The organism is Eggerthella sp. BIOML-A1 (genome assembly GCF_009875595.1).
GTDB classification, from domain to species: Bacteria; Actinomycetota; Coriobacteriia; order Coriobacteriales; family Eggerthellaceae; genus Eggerthella; species Eggerthella lenta.
In genome coordinates this window covers 214,370-239,002 of record NZ_WWRZ01000001.1, presented here as the reverse complement: position 1 = coordinate 239,002, position 24,633 = coordinate 214,370, and the positions used below count along the sequence as shown (strand labels likewise).

Annotated in this window: 17 protein-coding genes; 10 read left to right on the top strand and 7 right to left on the bottom strand. The window is 65.3% G+C overall.

The window, feature by feature from the left end; translation table 11 throughout:
- Positions 1–547 precede the first annotated feature (547 nt).
- Positions 548–2,254: a LuxR family transcriptional regulator gene (locus tag GT590_RS01020; RefSeq protein WP_086414170.1), complete on the bottom strand. Its 1,707-nt coding sequence runs from the start codon at positions 2,252–2,254 to the stop codon at positions 548–550.
- Between the two features lie 296 nt (positions 2,255–2,550).
- On the bottom strand, positions 2,551–3,012 hold the full coding sequence (locus GT590_RS01015) for a hypothetical protein (protein ID WP_086414171.1): 462 nt from the start codon (positions 3,010–3,012) through the stop codon (positions 2,551–2,553).
- 200 nt (positions 3,013–3,212) lie between these two features.
- On the opposite strand from GT590_RS01015, the gene GT590_RS01010 reads away from it, so the two are divergent.
- From GT590_RS01010 to GT590_RS01000, 3 genes are all read left to right on the top strand, one after another.
- Positions 3,213–4,040, top strand: coding sequence for a hypothetical protein (locus GT590_RS01010; RefSeq protein ID WP_009305388.1), 828 nt, complete (start codon positions 3,213–3,215; stop codon positions 4,038–4,040).
- Complete coding sequence (locus GT590_RS01005; protein WP_009305387.1) at positions 4,033–4,713, top strand: molecular chaperone; 681 nt, start codon at positions 4,033–4,035, stop codon at positions 4,711–4,713. Before GT590_RS01010 ends, GT590_RS01005 begins: the two co-directional genes overlap by 8 nt.
- 333 nt (positions 4,714–5,046) lie before the next feature.
- The gene (locus GT590_RS01000) at positions 5,047–5,988 is read left to right on the top strand and encodes a hypothetical protein (RefSeq protein WP_161170792.1); all 942 of its coding nucleotides are present in this window, start codon (positions 5,047–5,049) and stop codon (positions 5,986–5,988) included.
- A gap of 84 nt (positions 5,989–6,072) precedes the next feature.
- Here GT590_RS01000 and GT590_RS00995 read toward each other — a convergent pair whose 3' ends face one another.
- Both GT590_RS00995 and GT590_RS00990 read right to left on the bottom strand, forming a co-directional pair.
- Positions 6,073–8,007, bottom strand: coding sequence for a UvrD-helicase domain-containing protein (locus tag GT590_RS00995; protein ID WP_009608483.1), 1,935 nt, complete (start codon positions 8,005–8,007; stop codon positions 6,073–6,075).
- A gap of 18 nt (positions 8,008–8,025) precedes the next feature.
- Entirely contained in the window at positions 8,026–8,844 is an 819-nt protein-coding gene (locus GT590_RS00990; RefSeq protein WP_161170791.1) for a hypothetical protein, read from the bottom strand.
- Positions 8,845–9,113: 269 nt separating this feature from the next.
- Here GT590_RS00990 and GT590_RS00985 point away from each other — a divergent pair, with 269 nt between their 5' ends.
- The 6 genes from GT590_RS00985 to GT590_RS00960 all read left to right on the top strand — a co-directional run bounded on the left by GT590_RS00985 (position 9,114) and on the right by GT590_RS00960 (position 17,495).
- Entirely contained in the window at positions 9,114–12,695 is a 3,582-nt protein-coding gene (locus tag GT590_RS00985; protein ID WP_161170790.1) for a molybdopterin dinucleotide binding domain-containing protein, read from the top strand.
- Between the two features lie 18 nt (positions 12,696–12,713).
- Complete coding sequence (locus tag GT590_RS00980) at positions 12,714–13,373, top strand: 4Fe-4S dicluster domain-containing protein (protein WP_009305382.1); 660 nt, start codon at positions 12,714–12,716, stop codon at positions 13,371–13,373.
- A gap of 3 nt (positions 13,374–13,376) precedes the next feature.
- Positions 13,377–14,276 (top strand): DmsC/YnfH family molybdoenzyme membrane anchor subunit, encoded by a 900-nt coding sequence (locus GT590_RS00975; RefSeq protein ID WP_009305381.1) that lies wholly within the window; start codon positions 13,377–13,379, stop codon positions 14,274–14,276.
- Positions 14,277–14,622: 346 nt separating this feature from the next.
- Positions 14,623–15,288, top strand: a complete 666-nt coding sequence (locus tag GT590_RS00970; RefSeq protein WP_009305380.1) for a 4Fe-4S dicluster domain-containing protein — start codon at positions 14,623–14,625, stop codon at positions 15,286–15,288.
- 9 nt (positions 15,289–15,297) lie between these two features.
- Positions 15,298–16,314 (top strand): 4Fe-4S binding protein, encoded by a 1,017-nt coding sequence (locus GT590_RS00965; RefSeq protein WP_009305379.1) that lies wholly within the window; start codon positions 15,298–15,300, stop codon positions 16,312–16,314.
- On the top strand, positions 16,314–17,495 hold the full coding sequence (locus GT590_RS00960) for a 4Fe-4S binding protein (protein ID WP_192925264.1): 1,182 nt from the start codon (positions 16,314–16,316) through the stop codon (positions 17,493–17,495). Before GT590_RS00965 ends, GT590_RS00960 begins: the two co-directional genes overlap by 1 nt.
- Positions 17,496–17,916: 421 nt before the next feature.
- Here GT590_RS00960 and GT590_RS00955 read toward each other — a convergent pair whose 3' ends face one another.
- From GT590_RS00955 to GT590_RS00945, 3 genes are all read right to left on the bottom strand, one after another.
- On the bottom strand, positions 17,917–19,395 hold the full coding sequence (locus tag GT590_RS00955) for a L,D-transpeptidase family protein (protein ID WP_086414180.1): 1,479 nt from the start codon (positions 19,393–19,395) through the stop codon (positions 17,917–17,919).
- Positions 19,396–20,102: 707 nt separating this feature from the next.
- Complete coding sequence (locus tag GT590_RS00950) at positions 20,103–21,059, bottom strand: DMT family transporter (RefSeq protein ID WP_114550057.1); 957 nt, start codon at positions 21,057–21,059, stop codon at positions 20,103–20,105.
- Between the two features lie 129 nt (positions 21,060–21,188).
- Positions 21,189–22,646, bottom strand: coding sequence for a helix-turn-helix transcriptional regulator (locus tag GT590_RS00945; RefSeq protein WP_009305375.1), 1,458 nt, complete (start codon positions 22,644–22,646; stop codon positions 21,189–21,191).
- 192 nt (positions 22,647–22,838) lie between these two features.
- Between GT590_RS00945 and GT590_RS00940 the strand changes: the two genes are divergently transcribed.
- Positions 22,839–24,497 (top strand): FAD-dependent oxidoreductase, encoded by a 1,659-nt coding sequence (locus GT590_RS00940; RefSeq protein WP_161170788.1) that lies wholly within the window; start codon positions 22,839–22,841, stop codon positions 24,495–24,497.
- The last annotated feature ends 136 nt before the right edge of the window (positions 24,498–24,633 follow it).

The following is a 24,633-nucleotide window of genomic DNA, read 5'->3' as shown; positions in this document are numbered from 1 at the left end:
TCGCGCGCTCGTTGCGCCGTGGTGCGGGCTTGTGTTTCGCCCTCGTGGTCGCGCGCCGACGGTCGGTTGCGTACCCGAAACGGAAATACGACCCGTGCTTGTAAGTTTTTCGACTTCGTGGCACGCGCGGCAAGCGTTTTCCCTGGTCGAGGTGTTCGCTGATTCGTCACGGTAGTGCGCGCGCTTTTGAGGCGCGGAGAAAAGCCTGGTCGGAACATCTCGTGAATTGGGGGCGTTGCCACAAGGTCGAAAAATTTGCAGAAGCGCCCTCGAAAACCGTTTCCTGCTTGTGTTCACGACGTAGCTGTAAGGGATGTCGTGCAGCTGTGAGAGCGCGAAGGCGCCTGGCGTTTCAGTGGGAGCTAGGGTGAGGCGAAACTTGCGTCGCGAACTACACGGCGGCGAGGGGCGGAACGCCGTGCAACCGCGCGAGCGTGTCGGGATCGTGAGAACGCGCCTGCGGAGCGTGACCCAGGTCGTGCATGGAACGCGGGATTTGCGAGCGGCCGCGGAGGCTGCGCGCTGCAATCGGCGAGGGGCAAGCTCGCTATTCGGTGGGATCCGCAAGCTCGACGAGGCGCATGAGCTCCTGCTGGCTGTGGACGTTCGTCTTCTTGTAGACGTGGCGGATGTGGGTTTTCGCGGTGCCTTCCGAAATGTAGAGCTTTTCCTGGATGTATGCGGCGTTGTGCCCCTTCGCCAGGAAGAACATGATCTCCGTCTCGCGCCGGGAAAGCAGGTAGGTGTTGGCCACTGTCTCGCACTTCGCGCGGAAGCGGCCGCCTCCTTTTCGCTCTTCGCTCTCGTCTGCTCGTCGCGCGCTGCTGAGTTCCAGCAGCGAAGGGGCGCGCCGCGCGGCCGGTTCGGGTGCGGGCGCGATCTCGGCGTCGGGTGCGGGCGCGTTGGTCGCTACCGTCGCGCTTTCGGGTTGCGCAGGCGCGGCGGCTCCCTCGCCGGCCGCTGCCGCATGCCCTAGCGGGCGCACGCGGTCGCTCAGTTCCAACGACACGGCTTTCACCAGCGGACACGGTGCGACGATGGCCTCGATCTCGCGCTCGCGCGGCAGCAGCGCGTATGCCACCACCATAATCAGCAGCACGATGACGATGACGCCCTGTTCGCCGAACGGAAGCAGATGCACCCAGTTCGCCGCCACGATGGGAAACAGCGAACCCGCCAGCCCCGCCAGCGCCAACATGCCGCGTCCCAGGCCGAACACGTAGATGGGCGACAAGCGGAAGCGCTGCGCCAGCTCGCCGAAGAATATCCACATCAGCGCCTCGAAGCACAGGTAGCCCATCACCAAGAACATGGTGGCGAACGTGTTGTCGCTCATTTCGGAAAGCGGCAGGAAGAACAGCGTGACGGCGATGAAGGGGACGAGCGGGCGGAAGTACCGGCTCCATTTGTCACCGCCTCCAAGGGCCACGATGGTCACGAGGATGACTACGGAGGCGAATCCGGCGGCCAGCAGCATGGCGATCTGGTCGCCTACGTTCGAGGCGGGCACGATGTACTGGATGGACGTTTGCCGCAGCGTGCCCAACGCCACGCCGAACACGAACACGGGAATGCCGAAGCGCAGGAAGAACTTGGCATGGTTCACCGGAAGCGGTTTGAAGATGGGAACCTCGTTGCGCTCGGAATACGGCGCCGGCGTTTTGTTCCAGAGGATGGCGAGCTCCAGCAGCGGGATGATGCCCGCGAGGATGCCGGCGATGGGGAACGGCCCGTAATGCAGGCCGATGGCGTACACCCCGATGGCGATGGAGATGGCGATGGACGAGTTCAGCACGATGGAAGCGCTGTCGCAGCGCGCGAACGCGACGCCCCAGAACAGAATCAGGATGGCGGAGCCGATGCCCGTCATGACGCCCGACACCGCTTCCAGCGCCGGGCCGCTGATCACGGGCGTCGCAAGCAGCAGCAACGTTCCGGCCGACATGAGCGCCGCGCCCGCCGCGAGCGTCTTCTTCGAGATGTACGTCCTCAACAGCCGTTGATCGGTGATGCCGGCGAACAACAGGCACAGCCCGAACACGACGATGGAGACGAGGAACGGCAGCGACGCGTGGCTGCCGTACATGCCGGTGACGTAGGTTTGCGTGCCGAAGATGGTGGGCGTTCCGAACATGACGGCGTACACCCAAGCCTGGTGCAGTCCGTAGCCCACCGAGAGCAAGCTCAGGTCGCCGAACGCGGTGTCGTCGCCGAAGTCGGCGTTGACGGTGATGCGAGGAACGCGAATCCCCATGAAGCCCCCTCCTTGATTCCCTGGGCATCATCATACCGTGCAGAGGTTGTTTTTTCTAGCGAGGTGAGCGAGTCGATCAGGGTTTTGCGCTCGATGCGCAAACGTTTGATCTGGGGTAATAGAAAAATAATCCTCTGAGGATGATGTTCGGAAGGGCGCCCGCCTGCTTTCGAGGGCATGCTGAGGCGTCGCGGTGCTGCATCGGGCCGGCTTGCGAAGAATAACGGGACGCTCGCCGAGCCGGAGCGGGAGGTGCGCGGGGGCCCGGCTGGTCGTCCGGACCCCCGCTCGGCGGCTTACGCCACCGTGAACACCACGCTGTCGAAGCGCTCGAGCGGCGTGCTCTCGCCCTCGGTGCCGCTTCCGTCGAACGCGGTGTGCGTGCCCGGCTTCTGGCTGTCGGCCTTGTGTACCGTGCACGTGTACTGCTTGCCGGACAGCTCGTCCGCCAAGCTGGAGACGCTGTAGTCGTGAATGGCCGCAAGGCCGTTCTGACTGTTGCTGGAAACCACGCTCTCGTTCAGGCAAGCAGCGGCGGTGCTGCCTTCGGGAACGATGATGAGCGAGGTTTTCACGCCTCCGCCCTGAGCGGTTTCGTCCACCGTGCACGTGACCTCGATGACGCCCTTGCTGGTTGCAGCAACGTTCTCTTCGCCGTGGACGTAGTAGAACGCGTAGGCGGGAACCGCGATCGAAGCGCACAGGCAGCTCAGAACCGCAACGGCAAGAATCTTCTTGCCCCAAGCTACGTTGGCCATTGGAGCTTCCTTTCCCAAGAAGCCCCGCTTCTCGCAACGCGCCCCGATTATAGGGAGCCGGCGAAGCGCGCGTCAAGGTGATTTCGCAGCCCCGGCGTATGATGCGTGCGAATCCCTGCGTAATTACGCCTTATAGGATGATGAGCCGTCGCGCGCAGCCCCTATACTCGAACGCAGCGAAGAGAGAAGAAGGAGGAATGATGCCTACCGTATCGTTCGACGACGTGCTGGGCTTGGACGACGAGTTCGATCCTCTGATGGCCGACGATCTGGAGATCGACCAGGAGGACATGGACGACGACAACCCGCTTGATACCGTCGACTATCCCACCATGCGCAACATGCCCCAGAGCATGCAGCGCGAAGCCGTGTACACCCCCAAGCGCCAAGGCGGCGTGGAATCTGCCGTGCTGGAGCTGCTGGATCACAACCCCGGTCGCCGGCCCGTGCTGCTGAGCATCATGGGGTTGTGCCGCGGCGGGTGCGCGGCGAGCCGCGTGGCCGAGCACGTGGAAGCGGCGCAGGCCAGCAACCGCTCGGTGTACGCGCCCATGACGCTGTGCCGCATGCTCGAACGTGCCGGCGCCTTGACGTTGGAGATGCCCGAAGCCGCCGAGCCGCACGAGGACATGGAGGAGGGCGTTGCGTTTCTCGAGATCAAAGAACGCGTCGACCCTGTGTGGCGCACAACCGAAGAAGGAAGCGCGCTGTACGAGAGGCTGACGCAGGGCTCTGCGTTCCGCGACATCGTGCTCGATCGCGACAGCCGTTACGTGGAGGTGTACCGCGCGGTCATGTGCGCCGTCGACGAGCGTCCGTGCACGAAACCCGAGATAGAAGACCTGGTGGACACGTTCGACGAGGTGAAGAGCCCGCGGCGTTTCGGCGGCCATTTCATCGACATGCTGGAGCGCACCGATGCGCTGGAATGGAGCGAGCACGCGTGGCGTCTGACCGATCTGGGACGTGCGATGCTGCCTTCGGTGGAAGCAGCCGCCGCTGCGAAGAAGGAGGAGAACCATGTCTGAGGAAACCGTCGACCTGGTTGCGCTCATGAACATGCGCGCTCGAACGTACGGCCTGCTGGCAAACTTGTTCCGCGAGGAAGTGGACGCGGACTCCTTGCGGGAGCTGCAAGCCATGCGCTTCCCCACCGCTACGGGCAACGCGAAGGTGGACGAAGGGTACCATCTGCTGTACGACTATCTGAAAACCGCATGGGACGACAGCGTCACCGAGCTCGCCATCGACTTCGTGCGCACGTTCATCGGTCACGGGGTGAACGCGTACTCGGCCGCCTATCCGTACGAGAGCGTGTACACCTCCGAACGTCGCCTGATGATGCAGGAGGCGCGCGCCGAAGTGCTGCAGACGCTGCGCGAGAACGGTTTGAAGCGTGGCGCATGGAACGAGGGCGAGGACCACGTGGCGCTGGAGTTCGAGTTCATGCAACGCATGAGCCTGCGCGCGGCCGAGGCGCTGGCGGCAGGCGACGAGGACGAGGCCGTGGGGCAGTTGCGCACTCAGCGGACCTTCCTGCACGACCACCTGCTGAACTGGCTTCCGCTATTGACCAACGACATGCGGCTGTTCTCGCGCACGTTGTTCTACCAGGGGTTGGCCCAGCTTGCCATGGGCTTCGCCGAGGAGGATGCGTCCATCCTCGCCGAGCTGCTGGACAGTGTGGAAGTCGCCGCATAGTAGGTTGCCGAAATCTCTCGTTGTTGCCTCCCCCCCCCGCCGGGCCCGCAGATCGTCTGCGGGCCCGGGTTCCGTTTTAGACTCTCCGTGCAAGTTTTTCGACTTCGTGGCAAAACCTCTTGGAAAGGGGAAGCCGTTCATCAGGCTTTTTCGTTCCAAAGCGAATGAAGCGGGGGTGCTCGTCGGAACTTCGAACGAAAAACCCCAGGTGGGCTTCTGCCGTATTTGCCACGAAGTCGAAAAACTTGCACGGAGGGCTCTTTTTCCCGTTTTGGGATTCGGGGACCCAAAAGACGGCTAGCCATTCGTCCGCTCGCCCGGTATGCTGCAACCATGAGCGTATTCATCGGATATCAATCTGCCTACGAGTACTGGCGCGTGAGCGATGCGCTGCCGGTTCCCACGCCCTCGCGCGCCCATCCGATCTGCGGCGTTCGTATGGGGGATACGGATGGAGAGCTGGATGCGTTTGGGGCACCGCTGCACGTTGTGGTCGCTCAGGCAAACGATCGCGTGCGGACGGGCAGCCCCGTGTGCCACGTGTGGAGTGCCGGTTTTCCGGCTGGATCTTTCGTCCGGTTGCGCGACGGGCTGTACATCAGCTCGCCCGAGCGGTCCTTCGTGGAGATGGCGACGGAGCTGTCGCTGGTCGAGCTTGTTCGGTACGGCTGCCTTCTGTGCGCGCGATATGCGTACGATGGCGACAAGCGAGGTTTTCGGAAACGCACGCCTTTGACCGACGTGCGCTCGCTCAGGCGCTTCGTCGAGAAGTCGCGCGGCTGCATCGGGTCGAACAAGGCGCTGCGAGCGCTGCGCTTCATTGCGGACTCGTCGGCATCTCCTATGGAGACGAACCTGGTCATGGCCTTGTGCTTGTCGCGGATGATCGGCGGATACGGCTTGGACCTTCCCGAGCTCAACGCGTGCATCGAGGTTCGGACGAAGGGGTTGGTTCAGCGCGAACGCTTCGAATGCGACCTGTATTGGCGAAAGCGGCACGTTGCCGTCGAGTACGACAGCGGCGAGCATCACAGCGGCAACGCGGCCGAGACGCGGGATTCGGCTCGTCGCAGCGCGCTGATTTCCCAGGGAGTAACGGTGGTCTCGATTACGCCCGACCAGTTCTTCGATGCTCGGAAGTTCGACGAATCGGCGCGTGCGGTGGCGAAGCTGACGGGAAAGCGCCTTCCGCCGAACGACGCGAGCTGGATGATGAAGCGCTACCGGCTGCGGAAAGAGCTGCTGCAGGATATGCGGCAGGGAAAGCCTGCGTAGCCGCGCGTCGGAAGGCTCTTCTTGGTCTGGAGCGCCGGTACGAAGGCAGCTTCGCGCCGCCGCTGGGCGGCGGCGCGTTGGCGGCTAGTTCAGCCCGTGCTGGGCGAGGAGGGCTTGACCGCCGGTGGTGACGGGGGCGGCGTTTCCCGCTTCGGCCAAAAACGCGGTGGGACGCACCGAGGCCACGCGGCCGTTGCCCTCGGCCTTCACGCGCACCACCTGCATCTTGGCACGCTCGGCAAGCTCGAGCGGCGCTTTGCTGAAATAGGAGACGACCAGGCGTTTGCTGGCCTTCGACACGCTGTTGCAGAACAATCGGCGCTCTTCGTTCATGATGCGCTCGCGGTCTTCCTCGGTGCTGATCACCTCGAACGCATCGCGCCGCGGCATGAAGCCGTCCACGGCGGCGATGGCGAAGATGTTGTCGTATTCGATGCCGCACAGGGCGCCGTAGGAGGCCACGTGCAGCACGTGCGGATCGTCGGGCAGCGCGGGATCGGTGACGTTGGTGCGCTGCAGGGCGAACATCGCTGCCGCATCCTCGTCGCCCACGAGGGCGCGCGCCGTCTCCTCGAACTCGGGCAGATCGTCGGCTCCGATGGCGTGCAGCAGGCCGAAGCCCTTGCGCCCGGCGTTCGCGGCGATAAGCTCCTGGCCCGCGCGCCAGCGCTCGACCAGGGCGTGCGCGCGCAGGAACGGTTCGTCTTCCAGCTGGTCGGCCAGGGCGAGCGCGTCGTAGAGCGTGAGCTCGCGCTTTTCGGCGAAAGCCTGCAAGCCGCCCCATGCATCGCTGTTCGTGAGGTAGTTGTCGAAGCCGCACCAGCTGCGCCAAGCCGTCATGTCGCGCGGATCGGCCAGCAGGTTGAGCTTCGTGTACGCCACGAGCGCGCGGGCGCGGGCGCTGTCGCGCGGGTCGCCGCCCAAACGGGAGAACGCTCCGGCCAGCGCCACGGCGAAACCGCGCTGCTTGAGCACCTGCTGCGCCATGAGCGCCCAGCGCTTGTTGGGCACGAGCACGCACGTGCGGTTCTCGTGCAGGTCCTCTTCGCCGTCGAGCAGAATGCGCAGGTACTTCGTGATGCCGTCCAGCTCGTCTTCCGGCGTCGACCACTTGACGGCCATGATGCCGTCCGACGTCTGCGCGTCGCTCGCGATGCCCGCTTTGAAGGCGGGATCCATGTCGCCCTGGTCGCAAAGCCCGTCGGCGAACGCGGCGATGGCGGGGTTGCCGTGCGCTCCGGACAGCGTGAACACGGCTACGTCGCGGCGGCGAGCGTCGAACTGCACGAAGCCCTCGGCGCAGGGGAACGACGCGCGCGCGGCCTGCTGCTGGTTGGGGTTGCCGCACGCGATGAGCTGGCGGTCGGCCAGCAGGCACAGGCACGTCTGCTCGGCGCGGCTCATGTTCTGGAAGTCGTCGCACAGCACGTAGGCGTAGCTGCCGCACACGCCCTCGCCCGCGTCGCTGCGCAGGTACGCGGCGCACAGGCTGGGCGCTTCCTGCGCCAGCATGGCGCCGCGTGAGGCCAGCACGCGCTCGAGGTGGGACAGCACGGCTTCCTCTTCGCCGCCTGCGAGCCAGGAGTCGCGCGGCTCGAGGTCGCTCATCTGGCGATAGAAGAAATCGAGCATTTTGCGCAAACGGCGGATGGGCTGGCCGAGCGTCTTCATATCCTCCAGGAAGAAGTTGTACTCCGCATCGTTCAACAGGCGCGGCACGCGGCCGGTGGCGGCGCGCGCGGCGGGCGCGTCCAGCACGGCGACGCACGTTTCGAGCGCGGTGCGCACATGCACGTCGTCGGCGGCGTGCTGGAGGTCGGGGCCGAGCGCGCGGCGAAGCCGACGGCGGAACGCCTGAGCCGCTGCGGCGCTCGACGTTTCCACGAGGATGGTTTCCGGGGCGGCGCCGCCGCGCACGAGGCAGGCGCAACGCCGAACGAGCGCTTCGGTCTTGCCGCTTCGCGCAGGTCCTTGCACCTTGGCGATGCGCCCGTCGAAGGAGGCGATGGCTTCGATCATGGTAAGGCTCCTTTTCGGTTACGCGAGGGTTCCGGCGTGCGAGTCGAACGTGCGCGTGCTGCCGTCGGCGTATTCGATCAGCCACAAGCGGTAGTCGACCTCGAAGTCGGGCTCGTCCAGGGCGAACGGCTCAAGAGCTGGCTCGGCCTCTTCTTCGGAGGCGGCGTCGTCGGCCAAACGCGGCAGCTCCAGAAACGCCTCCTCTGCCGCGGCTTCGGCCGCCGCGGCCGCAGCCCGGGCCTCCTCTTCTGCCGCAGCCAGCTCCGCCGCCTTCTGCGCGTCGCGCTCGGCCTTCGCCGCCAGCCCGGCGGCCTTCTTTTCCTCGTATGAAGCGGGCGCGGGCAGGTAGGCGCGCACGACGTCTTCGCCCAGAGCGCCTTCGTTGTACGCTGCGCGCAGCTGCGTCAGAAGCTCGCTGGTCTCGGGTCGGATGCCGCTGACGTTGTCGCAATGCAGCAGCGCATGCAGCTGGCCGTTCTGCAGCTCCACGTCGATCCAGTCGAACACCAGCTGGGGGTTGCCCACTTCGCGCTGGCGGCGGTTGTAGATCAGCATGTTGTTACTCACCTTGTACAGCTCGTTGTAGAACCAGCGCTCCATAACGTCGTTCCACAGCTCGTCGGCGCCCTCGTCCTCGGCGCGCAGGTAGCGGCGCGTGCCCAGCTTCACGAGGAAGCGCATGATGTTCTGCGGCTCGCCGTCGCAGGCGGGATGGGTGCGCACCAGTGTCGACCCTACGTACGAGTAGCAGCGGTCGATTTCCAGGCGCACGTCCTCGCTGTCGAGGCGCTCGTCGAGGTCGAGGATCAGCGTCAATGACGGACGCGGTTGTGCCATGGCAGTCTCCTTCGTTCACAGGTTTCTTCCCGTTGCCGCACGCTCGGATGACGGGCGCGAACGGCAACCTCTTCGCTGCCATCAAGTATAGGTTGGGCGCGAAAAGCAAAATAATCCTTTGGGGATGATATCGGCGCGTTTCATCCATCCACCCCTTATGATTTGGGCTTTTGCTCCGTTCCTAGAATGGGGAAACCGGTTCCGGCGTATGGTCGCGCCGGGTTCCGGCAGAGATGAACGAAGCGAGAAAAGGAAGAGAGGAGGGGCACATGGCGAACCTATCACTGAGTCGTCGAAGCTTCTTGAAGGCCTCTGCCATGGCTGCCGCGGCAACCACGGTGGGCTTCGCAGCAACGCCTTCGACGGCGTTGGCCGAAGGTGAAGACGCCTCAGCGGGCGAGATCAAGCGCATCCGCTCCTGCTGCCGCGCGTGCGGCAAGGTGGAGTGCGGCGTGTGGGTGACCGTTCAGGACAACAAGGTCATCAAAGTCGAGGGCGACGAGTCCAACGCTCACAGCCGCGGTCACTGCTGCGCGAAGTCGCAGTCGTCCATGCTGGCTCTGTACCATCCCGATCGTCTGCGCTACTGCATGAAGCGCACGAACCCCAAAGGCGAGGACGACCCCGGTTGGGTGCGCATCACGCTTGCCGAGGCGTTCGACGAGGCGGGTGCCAAGTTCAACGAGATCGTGGAGAAGTACGGCGGGGAAGCCAACTTCGCCATGGGCGGCACCTCGCGTGTGTGGGCGCAGCCGCCGTACGGCACGCTGAAGTCCATCTTCCCCACGCCGAACGCGCACCTGGCCTACGAGATCTGCAAGGGCCCGCGCCACTTCGGCGGCATCCTCACCGACGAGATCGGCTCGCCGTGGATGGAGGTGGAGCAGGGCCCTCTGGTGTACGTGCAGTGGGGCACCGCGTCGGAGTACTCGAACTACGACTCCACGAACCGTACGGTGGTGGACTGCTCGCAGCGCGCCTACAAGCACATCCTGGTGGATCCCCGCATGACGCCGCTGGGCAAGGAAGCCGACGTGTGGCTGCCGCTGCGCGTGGGCACCGACCTGTGCCTGTCGCTGGGTTGGCTCAAGTGGATCCTCGACAACGAGGCGTACGACGACGCGTTCGTGCGCCGTTGGACGAACGCCCCGTTCTTGTGGAACCCCGAGAAGGACGGCCGCACGGCGAAGGGTTGGTTCATGGAAATGAACGGCGGCATCGACATGGAGAGCCGCATCCTGACCGAGGCCGACTGCGACCCCGAGTGGATCGGCCAGTACTGGGACTACGAGGGCCGCTACCAGCGCTTCATCTGCTGGGACGAGAACAACAACAAGCCTACGTACTGGGATGCCGAGGCCTGCCAGTGGGAGGGCGAGAAGCACAAGATCCCGACGACGGGCACCTGGATCGAGCATCCGTACAAGCCCATCATCGCGGACGCCTGGCTGCCCGACCCCTCCAAGTTCGCCGATCCGGCCGACGTGCAGTACGACGCCTACTGGGACGAGGGCAACGAGGGCGGCAAGCGCTCGAACCCGGCCGGGCTGCCCAAGAACCCGGCGCTGTTCCCCGGCGGCGTGGAGGTGAAGCTGAAGGACGGCTCCACCATCAGCGCCGACACGGTGTGGGAGGCGTTCTCCGACAGCCTGGAGCAGTACACGCTGGAGTACGTGTCCGAGGTCACCGAGGTGCCGGTCGACAAGATCGAGGAGGGCGTGCGCATCTACACGACGCGCCTGAACCCGCTGCACGGCAACGGCGGCATCCACTACCAGCTTGCTCCCGACCAGACGGGCCACGCGGTGCAGAACACCCGCGCGCTGCAGCTGATCGCCTGCATCACCGGCAACTCCGACGAGCCCGCCGGCAACCGCGGTTCGTCGAAGGCCCAGGTGGACGGCTGCTGCGGCCGCGCCAACATGCTGGTGACCGACCATGAGCCGAAGGACTGGGGCTTGGACGTGGGCACCATGGAGCTGGGCAACACCCCGCGCGACCTGTCCGTGGAAGACCAGATCCCGCTGATCCAGAACTTCGTGCAGTACCTCATCGACGAGAAATCGCCCTTGGCCGAGCGCTACGGCAACAAGGTTCCCACCGCCGAAGAGGCGCGCTGGATCGCCGAGCGTAAGGGCGGCGCCTACAAGCCCAGCCGCTCGTGGCCGGCGCTCAAGACGTCGTTCGACAGCAACGAGAAGCAGATTTCCGCCGAGCGCTTCCCGCTGCTGCGCTACTGGAACCGATGGGCCGACTCCGCTGCCATCTGGGACTCCATCAACGGCATCGACACGCCGTACCAGATCCACGGCGGCGTGTGCATGTCGGGCGACTTCATGAACGAGTCCAACCTGCTGGAGGCTTGGGAGGCGCTCACCCGTCTGGACTTCTGGCTGGACTTCAACCTGTGGTCCTGCCCGAACAACGGCTGCGCCGACATCGTGATCCCCGTGCTGCACTGGCTTGAAGTGAACACGGGCCGCGTGTCGCAGGGCGCGGGCGGCATCTTCGGCGCCGGGCAGCGCTGCGTGGAGCCGATGGGCGATTGCATCTACGACCCGGTTGCCGTCATCTGCCTGTACAAGGCCATGGGCGTGGTGTGGAACAACCGCGACCCCGAATACGACGAATGGAACAACCTGGACTACCGCGACTTCGTGCAGATGGGCGGTAGCGTCGGTTACGAGGAGCAGGAGTACCGCGTGCTCAAGGACGCCACCGACTGGTGGAAGACCGAGGAGTTCCCCGACGGCCCCGACTTCCCGCAGTACGCGGCGAAGTTCCAGGAAGAAGGCTGGTTCGACTGCCGCAAGTGGCACCCCGAGCGTTGGGGCACGTACCGCCGTTGGGAGATGGGCTACCGTCGCCAGCAGGGTGGCTACAACCTGTACGCGGCCATCGACGAGAAGTGCGGCTTCATGACCCCCACCGCCAAGGTGGAGGTGTGGTCCACCATCGCCGAAACGTACATCCCCGACGGCGCGGCCACCTTCGCCAGCACGAACACGGTGGATCCGAACATCCCCGACATCGACAAGTTCCCGCACTGGGTGGAGCCGAAGAACTCGCGCGTATCGAATCCCGAGTACTTCGACGCCTCGCTGGTCGACCAGATCAAGACGTCGGACGCCTACATCAACGACAACTACCAGGGCGATCATCTGGTGGAGGAGTACAAGGAGGCGCTGACGGCGCATCCGGACAGCGCGTTCATCATGACGACGGGCTCCCGCCAGCCGGTGTACTTCCACTCCGAGCATCGCCAGCTGCCGTGGTGCCGCGAGCTGTGGCCCAGCCCTCGTTTGGAGATGAACCCCAACGACGCAGCGCGCCTGGGGTTGGAGCAGGGGCAGTGGATTTGGATCCGCAGCCCGTGGGGCGCCATCCGCGAGGTCGTGGACTTGTACTACGGCATCAAGGAGGGCACGGTCAACGCGAACCACGCCTGGTGGTATCCCGAGATCGACACCGCTTCGCACGGCTTCGAGCTGGTGAACATCAACTGCACGATGGACAAGTACGCGCAGTGTTGGATTTGCGGCGCGTCCCAGCTGCGCGGCGTGCCGGTGCTCGTGTACCCCGCGACGCCCGAGAACTCGCCGCATGGCAACCCGGTTCCGTGCGACCCGCAAGGCAATCCGGTCATCACGAACGCAAACGATCCGCGCCTCAAGGAATGGTTGGCGAACGATCCGCGCCTGGAGGATTCCAAGGTGGAGCTCACGTTCGCGAACATGGCGGCGGTCGGCTGCCAGCCGAGCGTCCAAAGCCCCGACCTGCTCTCCGGCGGCAAGCTTGCCGTGGGCAGCGTGGGCGGCGACGCGCTGGGCGCTTATTCGAAATCGAAGTAAAGGAAGGAGGTTCACCACATGGCAAACTACGCGATCATTACCGACTTGAACCGTTGCACCGGCTGCCTTGCGTGCACGGTTGCGTGCAAGGCCATCAACGGCGTCGACGTGGGATCGTTCTGGATCAAGACGCTGCGCGTCGGCCCGCATCCCATCGAGGGCGGCTCGGGCACGTTCCCGGACGTCGAGATGTACTTCCTTCCCGTCCAGTGCCAGCACTGCGAGAACCCCGAATGCGTGAAGGTGTGCCCCACGGAAGCGTCCCACATCCGCGACGACGGCACGGTGCAAATCGACAAGTCGAAGTGCATCGGCTGCCAGTTCTGCGCGATGGCGTGCCCGTACGGCGTGCGCTACCTCAATCAGGAAGAGCGCGTCGTGGAGAAATGCACGCTGTGCGAGCAGCGTATCTCGCAGGGCGAGCTTCCCCAGTGCGTGGCCCAGTGCGGCGCCCGCGCCCGCTTCTTCGGCGACCTCGATCAGGGCGTCGACAACTTCGAGGGGCCGGCGCATCCCGACAGCCCCGGCTGCCAGTACGAGGAGATGACCCAGACGCGCGTGAAGCTGAAGGACTACGTCGAGCCGTACACCGAAAACGATATCCACCATCTTGCGGATGTGGGCAACGAGCCGAAGCTCATGTACCTCATGCGCGAGGGCCGAAAGTGGAGGGAGTAGACTATGCATCCTGAATGGCCCCTTATTCTCTTCACCTTCTTCCTATGCGTCGCAGGCGGCGCGCTGGGCGCGCAAGGCCTGCTGAACGTCATGGGCAAGGGCAAGAAGATGCAGCTTGCATCGCTGGTCACCGCGCTGGCGGCGTTGGTGGTCGGCGGGCTGTCGGTGTTCATGCACCTGCAGCATTGGGAGCGCATCTTCAACGGCTTCGGCCACATCACCTCGGGTATCACGCTGGAGTTCATCGGCTGCATCGTGTTCGCGGTGGTGCTGGTGCTGTACTTCCTGATGATGCGCCGCGCCGAAGACGGCATGGCGCCGAAATGGTGCGGTGTGCTGGCCATCGTCGTGGGCCTGGCGCTGCCGGTGATCACGGGCATGAGCTACCTCATGGCATCACTGCCGTCGTGGAACACCCCGCTGCTGCCGGTGTACTACTTGGCGAACACCGTGTTCATGGGCGGCTTGACGGCGCTGGTCATCGCCGGTTTGACGAACGATGACAGCGCGAAGGACCTGGGCGTGAAGGTGGCCTTGGCCGGCGGCGCGCTGCAGCTGATCGCCGTGTTCACCTACGCGTTCATCATCAACGGCTCGGCCGGGCTGTACTCGGCCGACATCCAGTACTACTTCGATCCGACGCTGCCCGACGTGGCCATGGTGGACCGCGCGTCCATCGTGGGCAGCATCTTCGCCGGTGCCAATGCCGTGATGTTCTGGCTGGGCACGGTGGCCGTCGGCCTGGTTGCTCCGCTGGTGCTGACGTGGCTTGCGAAGAAGGTGGAAACCGGCAAGAAGCTGGCCGCGTACGCGGGCGTCGCCCTGGCGTGCGTCGCCGTGGGCGGATTGTGCTGGCGCGTGATCCTGTACGTGGTGGCTATCAGCATCTTCGCTTTGTACTAGGAGACGGAAGGGCGCGCTCGGGCCGAGATTCTGGTCGATCTTGGTCCGAGCGTCCGAACCGGTTGCGCCGCTCAGCGCGGCCGGTGCTCTTAAACAGATGTGATGGACGGGGCTTCTCGAATGGCACAGCTCCGCTTCTCGCAAGGCAGGGAAGCCCCGTCATCTGCCTTTCGTCGTTCTGTCGAACGACGAAAGGGCCGACGCTGCGGTCTGCTGTGGCACCCCATCTCGACGCTTTCGCACGTGCCCCTCTCGTGCGAAGCACGCTCGGCCGTGCGACGCGCCGATATGCGGCACCACAGCAAACCTCGCTGACTGATAAGGACCAGTGGGCAAAGGAGGAGACATGAGCGAAGAGGACGAGATTTCGTCGAAGAGGGCGAAGGGGCCGTTGGACGTGTCGCGGCGCGCGCTGCTCATCGGCGCGGGAAGCACGGCGGCGCTGCTGGGATTGGGGGCGCTGCGCTATGCGGGGCATAACCCGTTGGTGCGCCCGCCGGGAGGGCAGGACGAGGCGCGCCTCGTGTCGGCGTGCATCCGATGCGAGAAGTGCTACGAGGCGTGCCCGCGCGGCGTCATCGTGCCTGCGCATATCGAGGACGGGCTGCTGGGCATGCGCTCGCCCGCGCTGAAGTTCGACGCCGATTTCTGCGACTACTGCGCCGACGAGAACGGCGGGGAGCCGTTGTGCGTGAAGGTGTGCCCCACCGAGGCGCTGGCGCTGCCCGCAGACGCTACGGCGGAGAACACGCTTTTGGGTTTGGCCGTGATCGACGAGGCGCAGTGCCTTGCATTCCGCGACACGGGGTGCCGTTACTGCTACGACGCGTGCCCCTACGAGGCCATAGAGCTGACGGGCGAGGGCGCCAACCCGCACGTGTCCGTGCTGGCTGACAAGTGCAACGGGTGCGGCGCATGCGAGAGTGTGTGCGTATCGCTGAAGGCGGGGTCCATCGTGTCGGGCGCGCAGGAGCGCGCCATCGTCGTCAAGCCGATCGAGTCGGCGGAATAGGAGGCGGCAATGAACTCGAACAAGCTGCGCACCATCGTGGCGGCCGCGATCTTCGTCGTGCTGTCCGTCGGGCTGATCGCGGGCGTGAGCATGGGTACGCTTTCGGGCTTCGGCTGGGAGACGTTCTCGGCGTTGTGCCCGCTGGGGGCGCTGGCCACCATGATCGCCACCAAGACCGTGGTGCCGCGCGCGGTGGTGTCCATCGTCATCATGGCGGTGCTCGTGCTGGCGGTGGGCCGCGCGTTCTGCGGGTGGGTCTGCCCCGTGCCGCTGCTCGACCGCGTGCGCGGGTTCTTCCGCTCGCCCAAGAAGCGCACGGCGCTTGAGCAGGCGAAGCGCTCGGAGATGCTGGGCATCGCGAAGAGCGAGCTGGGCGAGGCGGCGGCATCCCCTGAGCGAGCGAAGCGAGTCGAAGGATCTCCGACAGCGGCCGACGGCGCGTACTCTCACGATTGCGGGAGCTGCTCGTCGTGCAAGGGGGTGCGTGCGAAGCTGGATTCGCGCCACTACGTGTTGGGCGGCGCGCTGCTGTCCACGGCCGTCTTCGGCTTTCCCGTGTTCTGCCTGGTGTGCCCCATCGGGCTGACGTTCGCCACCGTGCTGGTGGTGTGGCGCCTGTTCGCGGCGGGCGATATGACGTGGTCGGTGGTGCTCATCCCGCTGTTGCTAGTGGTGGAGCTGGTGTTCTTGCGCAAGTGGTGCACGCGGTTCTGCCCGATGGCGGGGCTGATGAACCTCGTGTCGCGCTTCAGCAAGACGTGGCGGCCGGTCATCGACGAGTCGAAGTGCCTGGAGACGGTGAACGGCGCAGCGTGCAGCAAGTGCGCCATCGCGTGCGAGGCCGATATCAACCTGCGGCATCCCGATTTCGGCGAGCGCACTCTGGCCGACTGCACGCGATGCCGAGCCTGTGTGGACGCGTGTCCGGCGAAGGCGGTCAGCATGCCGTTTTTGGTGAAGAAGGGTGCGGGGCCTCAGGCAAGCACGGTCGTGCTGGCCGACATCGACGAGAAGACGGCCGAGTGATGGACGGGCGCGCGAGCGAGCGATCGCGGTCGAACCGAAGTATCGTAGGCGTGCTGGACGGGGTGTCCAGCGAGGCCATCGTGGTGCACCGGGAGCGGTGCGCGAAAGTGCGCAACCGCAACGTCGCGTGCTTGAAGTGCGCCGACGCATGCACGTCGGGCTGTATCGCGCTGGTGGACGGCGAGCTGCGGGTGGACGCGGCGAAGTGCATCGGATGCGGCACGTGCGCGACTGTGTGCCCCACGAGCGCGCTGGAAGCGCGCAACCCCAGCGATGCGCAGCTTGCGCAAGCGTGCCTGGGCGCGCGGGTTGGCGACGAAGTGGTGGTGGCGTGCGAGCAGCTGCGGCGTGCGGCGGGCGGGTTGCTCGACGAAGGCCATGTGGCGAACGTGGTGTGCTTGGGACGTGTGGACGAGTCGCTGACCAGCGGGCTTGCGGTTGAAGGCGTACGCCGGATCCGGCTTGCATGCGGCGACTGCTCGCGTTGCGAGCAGGAGCACGGCGTTGCCACGGCGCGCCTGGTGGCCGCAACGTCCAACGCCCTGTTCGAAGCCTGGGGAAGCGATGCTCGGGTGCAGGTGGTCGAAGGCGTGCCTGCCGGCGCCTGTGTCGAGGGCGTTGGCCCTGATGGGGCAGCGGCTGCCGTGGCGGCGTACTTCGCTGAGCGCCGCGGCAACGAGCACATGGCGGTTTCGTCGGCTGTTCCTGCGGCTGCGGCTCCCGCTGCGCTTCCGCGCGTTACGAAGGACGGCACGTTGCCCCATTTCGTTCCCGATCGGCGCGAGGCGCTGTTGGACAATCTGGCGCAGCTGGGCCAGCCCGTACTGCCCAGCGTTGCGACGCGCCTGTGGGGTTGCGTGGTGATCGACGGTCGTGCGTGCTCGTCGTGCCGCATGTGCGCGACGTTCTGCCCGACGGGCGCCATCCGCAAATTCGACAACGACGATGGAACGCTGGGCGTCTACCACTATCCCGGCGAATGCGTGAAGTGCGGCAGCTGTCGCGACGTATGTCCCGAGAACGCCATCGAGCTGCTCGACGAGGTTCGCCCTGCGTACTTGCTTGAAGGCGCGGTGCATCGCTACGCTATGGCGCCGCGGCCGGTCGAGTTGGGCACCGCCCAGCAGATGGTGGACACCATGCGCCTTCGCATGCGGGGATCAGACATTTTCGAGAGGTAAGCGCTTCCTCTCCCTCTTCGCTCGGGAGCGCTGTGCCCAAGCCCCGCCTACCGGAACCCCCTCCTCCGGTTGGCGGGGCTGTTTCGTTGCGGAGCGATCGGGCTGATGGGGTTGCGTGGCGGCGATCCGGGCATCGAGCGACGGTGAACGCGGGCTGAGCGGCGGGCGGCAATCCGCCATCGAGCATCCGCGTTGGAGCCGGCCGGTCGGTTTCCGAGCCGGTTCTGCAAGTTTTTCGACTTTGTGGCAAGCTTCCTCGAAAGACCGAAGCCCTCATCAGGCATTTTGCTTTTGCGGAAAGACGGGATGACGAAGCACCTCGAAGCGTTGATGAGAAACCCCTGGTCGTTCATCGTCAAGCGTGCCACAAAGTCGAAAAACTTGCAGAACCGGCTTCGTTTTCGACATTCCGCGCTCGCTCCTACCAGTGGCAGACCACGACGTCGCCGGACTGGATGATGCCGAAGAGGTCGGCGGCCGATCCGACGGGGAGGTTCACGCAGCCGTGGCTGCCGCGGCCCTGCTGGTACAATGTGCTGCCGAACGCAGCTTGCCAGTCGGCGTCGTGCAGGCCGATGACGTTGCCGACGAACGGCATCCAGTAGCGCACAGCGGATTCGTACTTCGAGCCGTCGAGGTTCGTGCCTTTCAGCACCGACGGGCTTGCTTTCTGGTTGAGCCAGAACACGCCCGTGGGGGTGTTGTGCGCGCCGTTCGGCGTGCCGCTGACGCAGGGGGCTTCCCAGATCAGCGTGCCGGTTTCATCGTAGAAGCGCACGTGCTGCTCGGAGAGGTCGATGTCGCAGTAGCGCGCCGACCAGTCCTGCGCGCCTGCGCCGTTGTACGCGGTGCCGGTGGTTTTGCAGGGGATGTCCACTGCGCCGACGGTTCCGTTCGCCACGCCTTCCTTCACGAGTTCGAGCAGCGCTTCGCCGTCGGTCAGCCAGCCGTACGGGCCGCCCGCCACCGTGATCACCTTGCCGTCGGGGCGCGTGTAGGTGCGCTCGGTTCCCACGGTGTCGCATGCGGCTTCGAGCTGTTTCGCCCAGGCGATGAGCGCCTCCTCGTCGAGGGAGGGCGTAAGGTTCTCGTCGAAGCTGATCCAGGTGGAGACGAGGGCCGGGTTGACCTCCGCGGCCACGTCGCCGCCCATCATCAGCTGCATGTCGGCTTTGACCAGCTGGTTCGCTGCTTCGGCGGCCGCTTGGAGTTTCGGGTCGGTGGCGGGCACGGCGGGCTGCTGCAGCGCGTCGGCGGTCAGCTTGGCCGTGGGCTGCATCGAGGCGATGGCGGAGCCGATGGCTTTGGCCACCGCATCGACGTCGAGGGCGGTGCCGGTCGCCTCGGGCTGCACGGCGAACGCGTTCTTCTGCTCGTCGAATGCGACGACCGCGTCCGTCGGCGGGGTGGCCGTGGCGTTGAACTCGTCGACGGCGGTGCGCACCGCGTTCGCGAGGCCGCTCCCGCTGGAGGCGGCCAAGCTGTCGGTTTCGTCGTGCTCGCGGGCGATTTCGAGCGGCCACAGCCAGGGGTTCGTGTTGCCCAACGCGTCGGCGACGATGGCTTGCCCGTCGAACGAGACGCCCGCATCTTTCGCGGAGAGCTTCATCGAGAAGCCCTGCCCCGAAACAGCCACGGTGTAATCGCTCAAGGCGTCGTCGAGGATGGCTTGCACTTCGGACGACGTTTTCAGCGACACGTCGTGGTCCCCCAGCACGGTGTTCGGCATGAAGCGGTCGGTGAAGTAAAGGCTGCCGGCCACGTAGGCGATCAGCAGCAGGCCCACAATGGAGCCCGCGACGATGCCGATGATCTTGGGCGCCGAGAAACGCCGTCGGGCGGTGGTTTCAGGCGAGCTTGCAGGAGCGGGCGTCTGGTCGGCGGGTGCGGCGTGTTTCATAAGGCGTCCTGGGTGATGAGGCGAATGTGCGTCGTCCTTGTCGAGCGCGTCGCCCCATTCTAAAGGAAACCATCTCGCCACGATAGGGTGAGTTATCTCATCACGGTAATCGGTTGAAGCTACGGGGCGTGTCGCGTATAATGCAGGCGAGCCGCAGGGAGCTGCTTACTCCCCACGGCTCTCGGACTTGCTTCGGCGGTTCGGATTTATTTGGGTCCCGGTTCGTCCCCTTGGGACGACCGGGGTTTATCTTTCGACTGAACTTGCAGAACAAGCGCAGCCGCCTCAACTCCCAAACTGCAAAGAGCAGCGAGCAAGCAGAGAACCTGCAAGATAACTCCGGTAAGGTCGAACACCAATTCATCCATAGAGGACACCCCCTTCCGTTGTCTAGAATCGGAAATGGATGTAAAGAGGGTGCTATCCTCCCGCCTAACAAGGCCGTGCTTCAAGTATAACGATCCCATCTCACGCGCAGATGGCGCATATCTAGCGCGGATCTTCCTCGATCTGACGCGAATCTAGCGTGCTTTCCATGTCGATTCCATGCGCCTTGCCTCCGGATCCAACACGGATTTTGCGTGCCTCGCTGCCGAATCTCGCGCAGTTCCGATGCCGTCCGATCGAAGCTTCTCGAAATGCGTTGTTTCACGTGAAACAACGGAACAGAGCTCGGCAGGATTTTCGGAGATGCGGAATGCGGAAGGCTATGTTTCCCGTTCGGGGTCGTCTTCGATTCCGAAAGCTTCCACTGCTCGGCGTTTCTTCTCTGCGCGCAAGGGGAGGTATTCGCTGATCACGATGCCGGCGAAGATGAGGGCGAACCCGGCGAACAGCGGGCCGGTGAGGATCTCGCCCAAGAACAGCACCGAGAACGTCACGCCGAACACCGACTCGGTTGCCAGGAACAGCGATGCGGGCGCGGGGTCGACGTGCGCGACGGCGAAGTTCTGCAGCAGCAGCGCGATGCACGAGGCGAACACGGCCAAGTACCCCAGGCTCACCCACGTGTCCAGCCCCAAGCTGGCGAACGCGGGCATGGGCTCGAACGCAAGCCCGGCGCCGAAGCCCAGAACGCCGGCCACCAGGAACTGCACGACCGTGAGCAGCGTCATGTCGCGACCGCGCGCGTACTTCGCCGTGTACAGCACATGCAGGCTGAGAAAGAACGCCGACAGCAGCGTGATCAGGTCGCCGAAGCGCAGCGAGAACCCCGAGAGCCCCGCGAACGAGACGCAGCCCACGCCGGCCACGCACACGAGGGCGGCGGCGATGTTGAAGCGAGTCGGGCGCGGCCCGCGCAGCGCCCATCCGAGAAACGGGATGATCACGCAGTACAGCGATGTGAGGAACGCGCTGTTCGAGGCGGTGGTGTCGGTGAGTCCCGTGGAGTTCGCCCAGTACGAGAGGAACAGGAACGCGCCCAGGATGGCGCCCTTTTTCAGGTGGTCGAGGTCCAGCGCTTTTCTGAACCGCGGCAACATGACGATGCCCAAAATGATGCCCGCCACGGTGAAGCGCACGCCGACGAGCCATGCGGGCGGGAACTCGTCGACGGTCGACTTGATGACCACGGTGCCCAATCCCCAGATGGCAGCCGCCACCAGGAGGAAGGCCTTGTACATCCAAAGAGGATGCTCGCTATGTTTCACGATGCGTGCCATAGTGCAGCATCATAGCATGGGCGCGGCTTGCAACTGCGACCTCGCCGGGAAACATCTTCGCCCGAAAAACACGCATTAGCCCTCTGTGGCGTGTTTTTCGGGCGAAGATGGGCTCGCAGAGCGGCGCCCTCACTCTTCGAACAGCGCGATGACGTCGGTTTTCGAGTGCACGCCCAGCTTGGCGTACAGGTGCCGCACGTGCGTCTTCACCGTGTTCTGCGACAGGAACAGCTCCTGCTCGATCTCGGCGCGGCTCTTCCGCTGGGCTATCAGCCCCATGATCTCGGTTTCACGGGCGGTCAGGTCGTACTGCGCGGCCAGGTCGTCGCAGCGGCTCATGAAGCGCTCGCGCGGTCCCGGCACGTGCAGCCGGTCGGCCAGCGACAGGCCCGACGCGCCCCAGTCGCCGTTCACGGACTTCTCGCTCATCCAGATGACCACGCACACCAGCACCAAGACGATGCCGGCCAAGGCGAACCCCGCGAGCGTCGTCGGATCCGCCAGCAGGTCGGTCTGCCACAGGGCGCGTCGCACCAGGATGCCTGCCAGCAGCGCAGCCTCGCTTGACGCGCGCGCGATGGCGAACAGCCGCAGGCTGGGAATCTCGAAGCGGTAGCAGATGTTCGCCAGCATGAGCAGCACGAAGAACGTGAACCATACGTAAGCGAACCGCATGAGCACCGACACGATGTAGCCCTGCATGGGGGCGACGAAGGGGATGACGGCGAATGCGACGACGGCAACCGGCAGTCCCACCTTCGCCAGGAAACGCGCGTCGAAGCGGTCGCGCTTCGAAACGGCCATCACGAGAATCACGACGCCCACGATGCCGGTGGCCGCGACGCGATGGATGGCGCCGACGTATTCCGTGGCCGAGAGGAACGCGCCTGAGAAGCTGGACAGCAAGCCTGCAATGGCCATGATCACGATGAGCTTCCACGGAATGGGGTAGTGCACCCCTTTCGCCACGGCGCGCTCGGTTGGCAACAGGCGAAAGCTCAGGTGCGCGCATGCCAGCGATGCGAGGGGCAGCAGTGCGGTGGCGATAACGCCGAACGGCGCCTCCATCGTGGAGATGAGGAACGACGCCGCGGCTGCCGCGATGCAGGACAGCGCGCCGTACATGAGCGTGCGCGTGGCTCCCATCTGGCTGTACGCTTCGGCCCACAGGCAGAACAGCACAGCGCCGCCTATGGCGGTGACGATGCTGGCAGGTATGATGACCGCCTCGCCGACCCCGCCGGGAATGAGCGCGAGGCCCACCGCCGCCGTGCCAGCCGTCGTAAGGGCGACCGCTGCCCACGAGAACGCCTTGTGCCTGCTCAGCCGCCCGATGCGCGGCGCGAATAGAACGAACGCGAGGAATGTGCCGATGTCGCCGATGCGCATGCCCGTGTCGAATGCCGAGCGCAGCGCGGGGTCGAACACGTCGCCCGGGAAGATGGAGGCGACGTGCGTGCAGCACAGCCAGGCGATGAGCAGGCCCATCCCCAAGAAGCGCAGCGGGTACATGAGCGCCGACAGAGGCTCGTCCTCGCCGGCCTGATCTGCGGGCGCCAGCGCGCGCACCACGTCGCTTGATTTCATGGGAACCTCCTGTTCGTCGTGTCATTGTACCAGGGGTGAGCGCAGGGGTGAACGCGGATTCACCCCTCGGCGCGCGACTTCACCCGCGACAAACCGCCTGATGCGAGGCATGCTTTCCTCAGCGCCTCGGGAGGGCGCGCCGCTCGATCGGCACGGTCGGGCGCACAGGGAATCCTTTAGGAGGGACCTCACATGGCTACTTTGAAGAACGGGCTTTCTCGACGCAGCTTCCTCACGCTGGGCGGCGTTGCGGCGCTGGGCGGCGCGGCCGCGCTTGCCGGATGCGCTCCGCAGGCGTCAAGCAGCGCGAACGCCGACGCGAAGGGCGCGACCGACGACGCGGCTTCCGCGATGCAGACCGCCGACCAGACGAAGGAATGCGACATCGCCATCGTGGGCGCGGGCGGCGCGGGCATGTGGGCCGCGGTCGAAGCCGTGCGTGCCGGCAAGAGCGTCGTCGTCATCGAGAAGGGCGGCAACGTGGGCGTGGCCAACGGCTCGCTGGCGGGCGGCCCGTTCATGGTGGGCTCGAAGCTGCAGCAGGAAGCCGGCGTCGAGTTCACGGTGGAGGAAGCCTTCAACCATATTATGGAGTACGCGCACTGGTCCACGAACGCCGCGGCCGTCAAGGCGGCCGTCGCCATCTCCGGCGAGACGGTCGACCAGTTCACCGACGACTTCGGCGTGCCTACCGGCCTGCGCCCCGACAACTACGGCGCAGGGCATGCGTCCGTGCGCGCCAACTTCCAGAGCGACCCGAAGGACTCGAAGACGCAGGCCAAGGGCGAGGATCGCATGAAGCCCCTCCAAGAGTTCGTGGAAAGCAAGGGCGGCGAGTTCCTGTTCAACACGGCGGGCAAGCGCCTCATCATGGAAGACGGCGCGTGCACGGGCGTGCAGTGCGAGGGAGACGGTGTGACCGACGTGAAGGCGAAGGCCGTCATCGTGGCCACGGGCGGCTTCCTGGGCAACGTCGACATGATGCGCGAGAAGTTCGGCACCTTCGTGAACCCGCTGGGCAACGTGCTGTCCGTGGGCGAGGGCATCGACATGGTGCAGGCCGCGGGCGGCCAGCTGTCCACGCAATGGGGCATCGCGGGCAACGAGTTCACCGGCTCCAACCAGAAGGCCGACGGCCTGTACGACCGCAAGAGCGCCGCGTTCACCATCGGCATCTACGGCACGCTGCTGGTGAACAACCAGGGCCGCCGCTTCTCGAACGAGGGCAAGTTCGCGAACCTGCCGCTGGCGCTGGGCGGGGCCATCTCGCTGGTCGGCGGCAAATACTACGCGGTGGTCGACCAGGCGTACGTGGACGGCTTGAATTCCGGCAAGGACGCGTGGACGCTGTGCGGCGCCGACGAGGTGAACTGGCGCACCGGCATGATGACGCTCAAGGACAAGCCGCTGGAGAACGTGCAAGGCAGCATCGATGATGCCGTGAGCGCCGGCTGGGCTTTCAAGGCCGACACCATCGAGGCGCTGGCCCAGGCCATCGATGCGTCCGAGCTGGTCGAGACGCTGGACGAGTACAACGGCTACTGCGCCGACGGCAAAGACGAACAGTTCTACAAGCCGGCTTGCTTCCTGCAGCCCGTGACCACCGGCCCGTTCTACGCGTTCCAGTACGAGCCCAGCGCATGGGTGACCATCGGCGGCATCCGCACGAACGACCGTCTGCAGGCTATCGACGGCGAGGGCGTGGCCATCCCCGGCCTGTACGTGGCCGGCGCCGACAACGGCACGCTGATGAGCGCCCCGTACTGCGACTACGAAGGCTACTCGCTCATGTGCGCCTACTGCGGCGGCCGCCTGGCCGGGCAGTACGCCGTCGAGACGATCGACGCGTAAGGCGCACTGCCGTCGGCTCGGCATGCGGAATCGCCCGCATGCCGGCCGCTCGACCGATCATCCAATCCGACGGGGCGCACGCGTTCTCTCCCCTCCCTCCGCGTCGCGCCCCCTTCAACCGCCCCGGTCTGCGCAG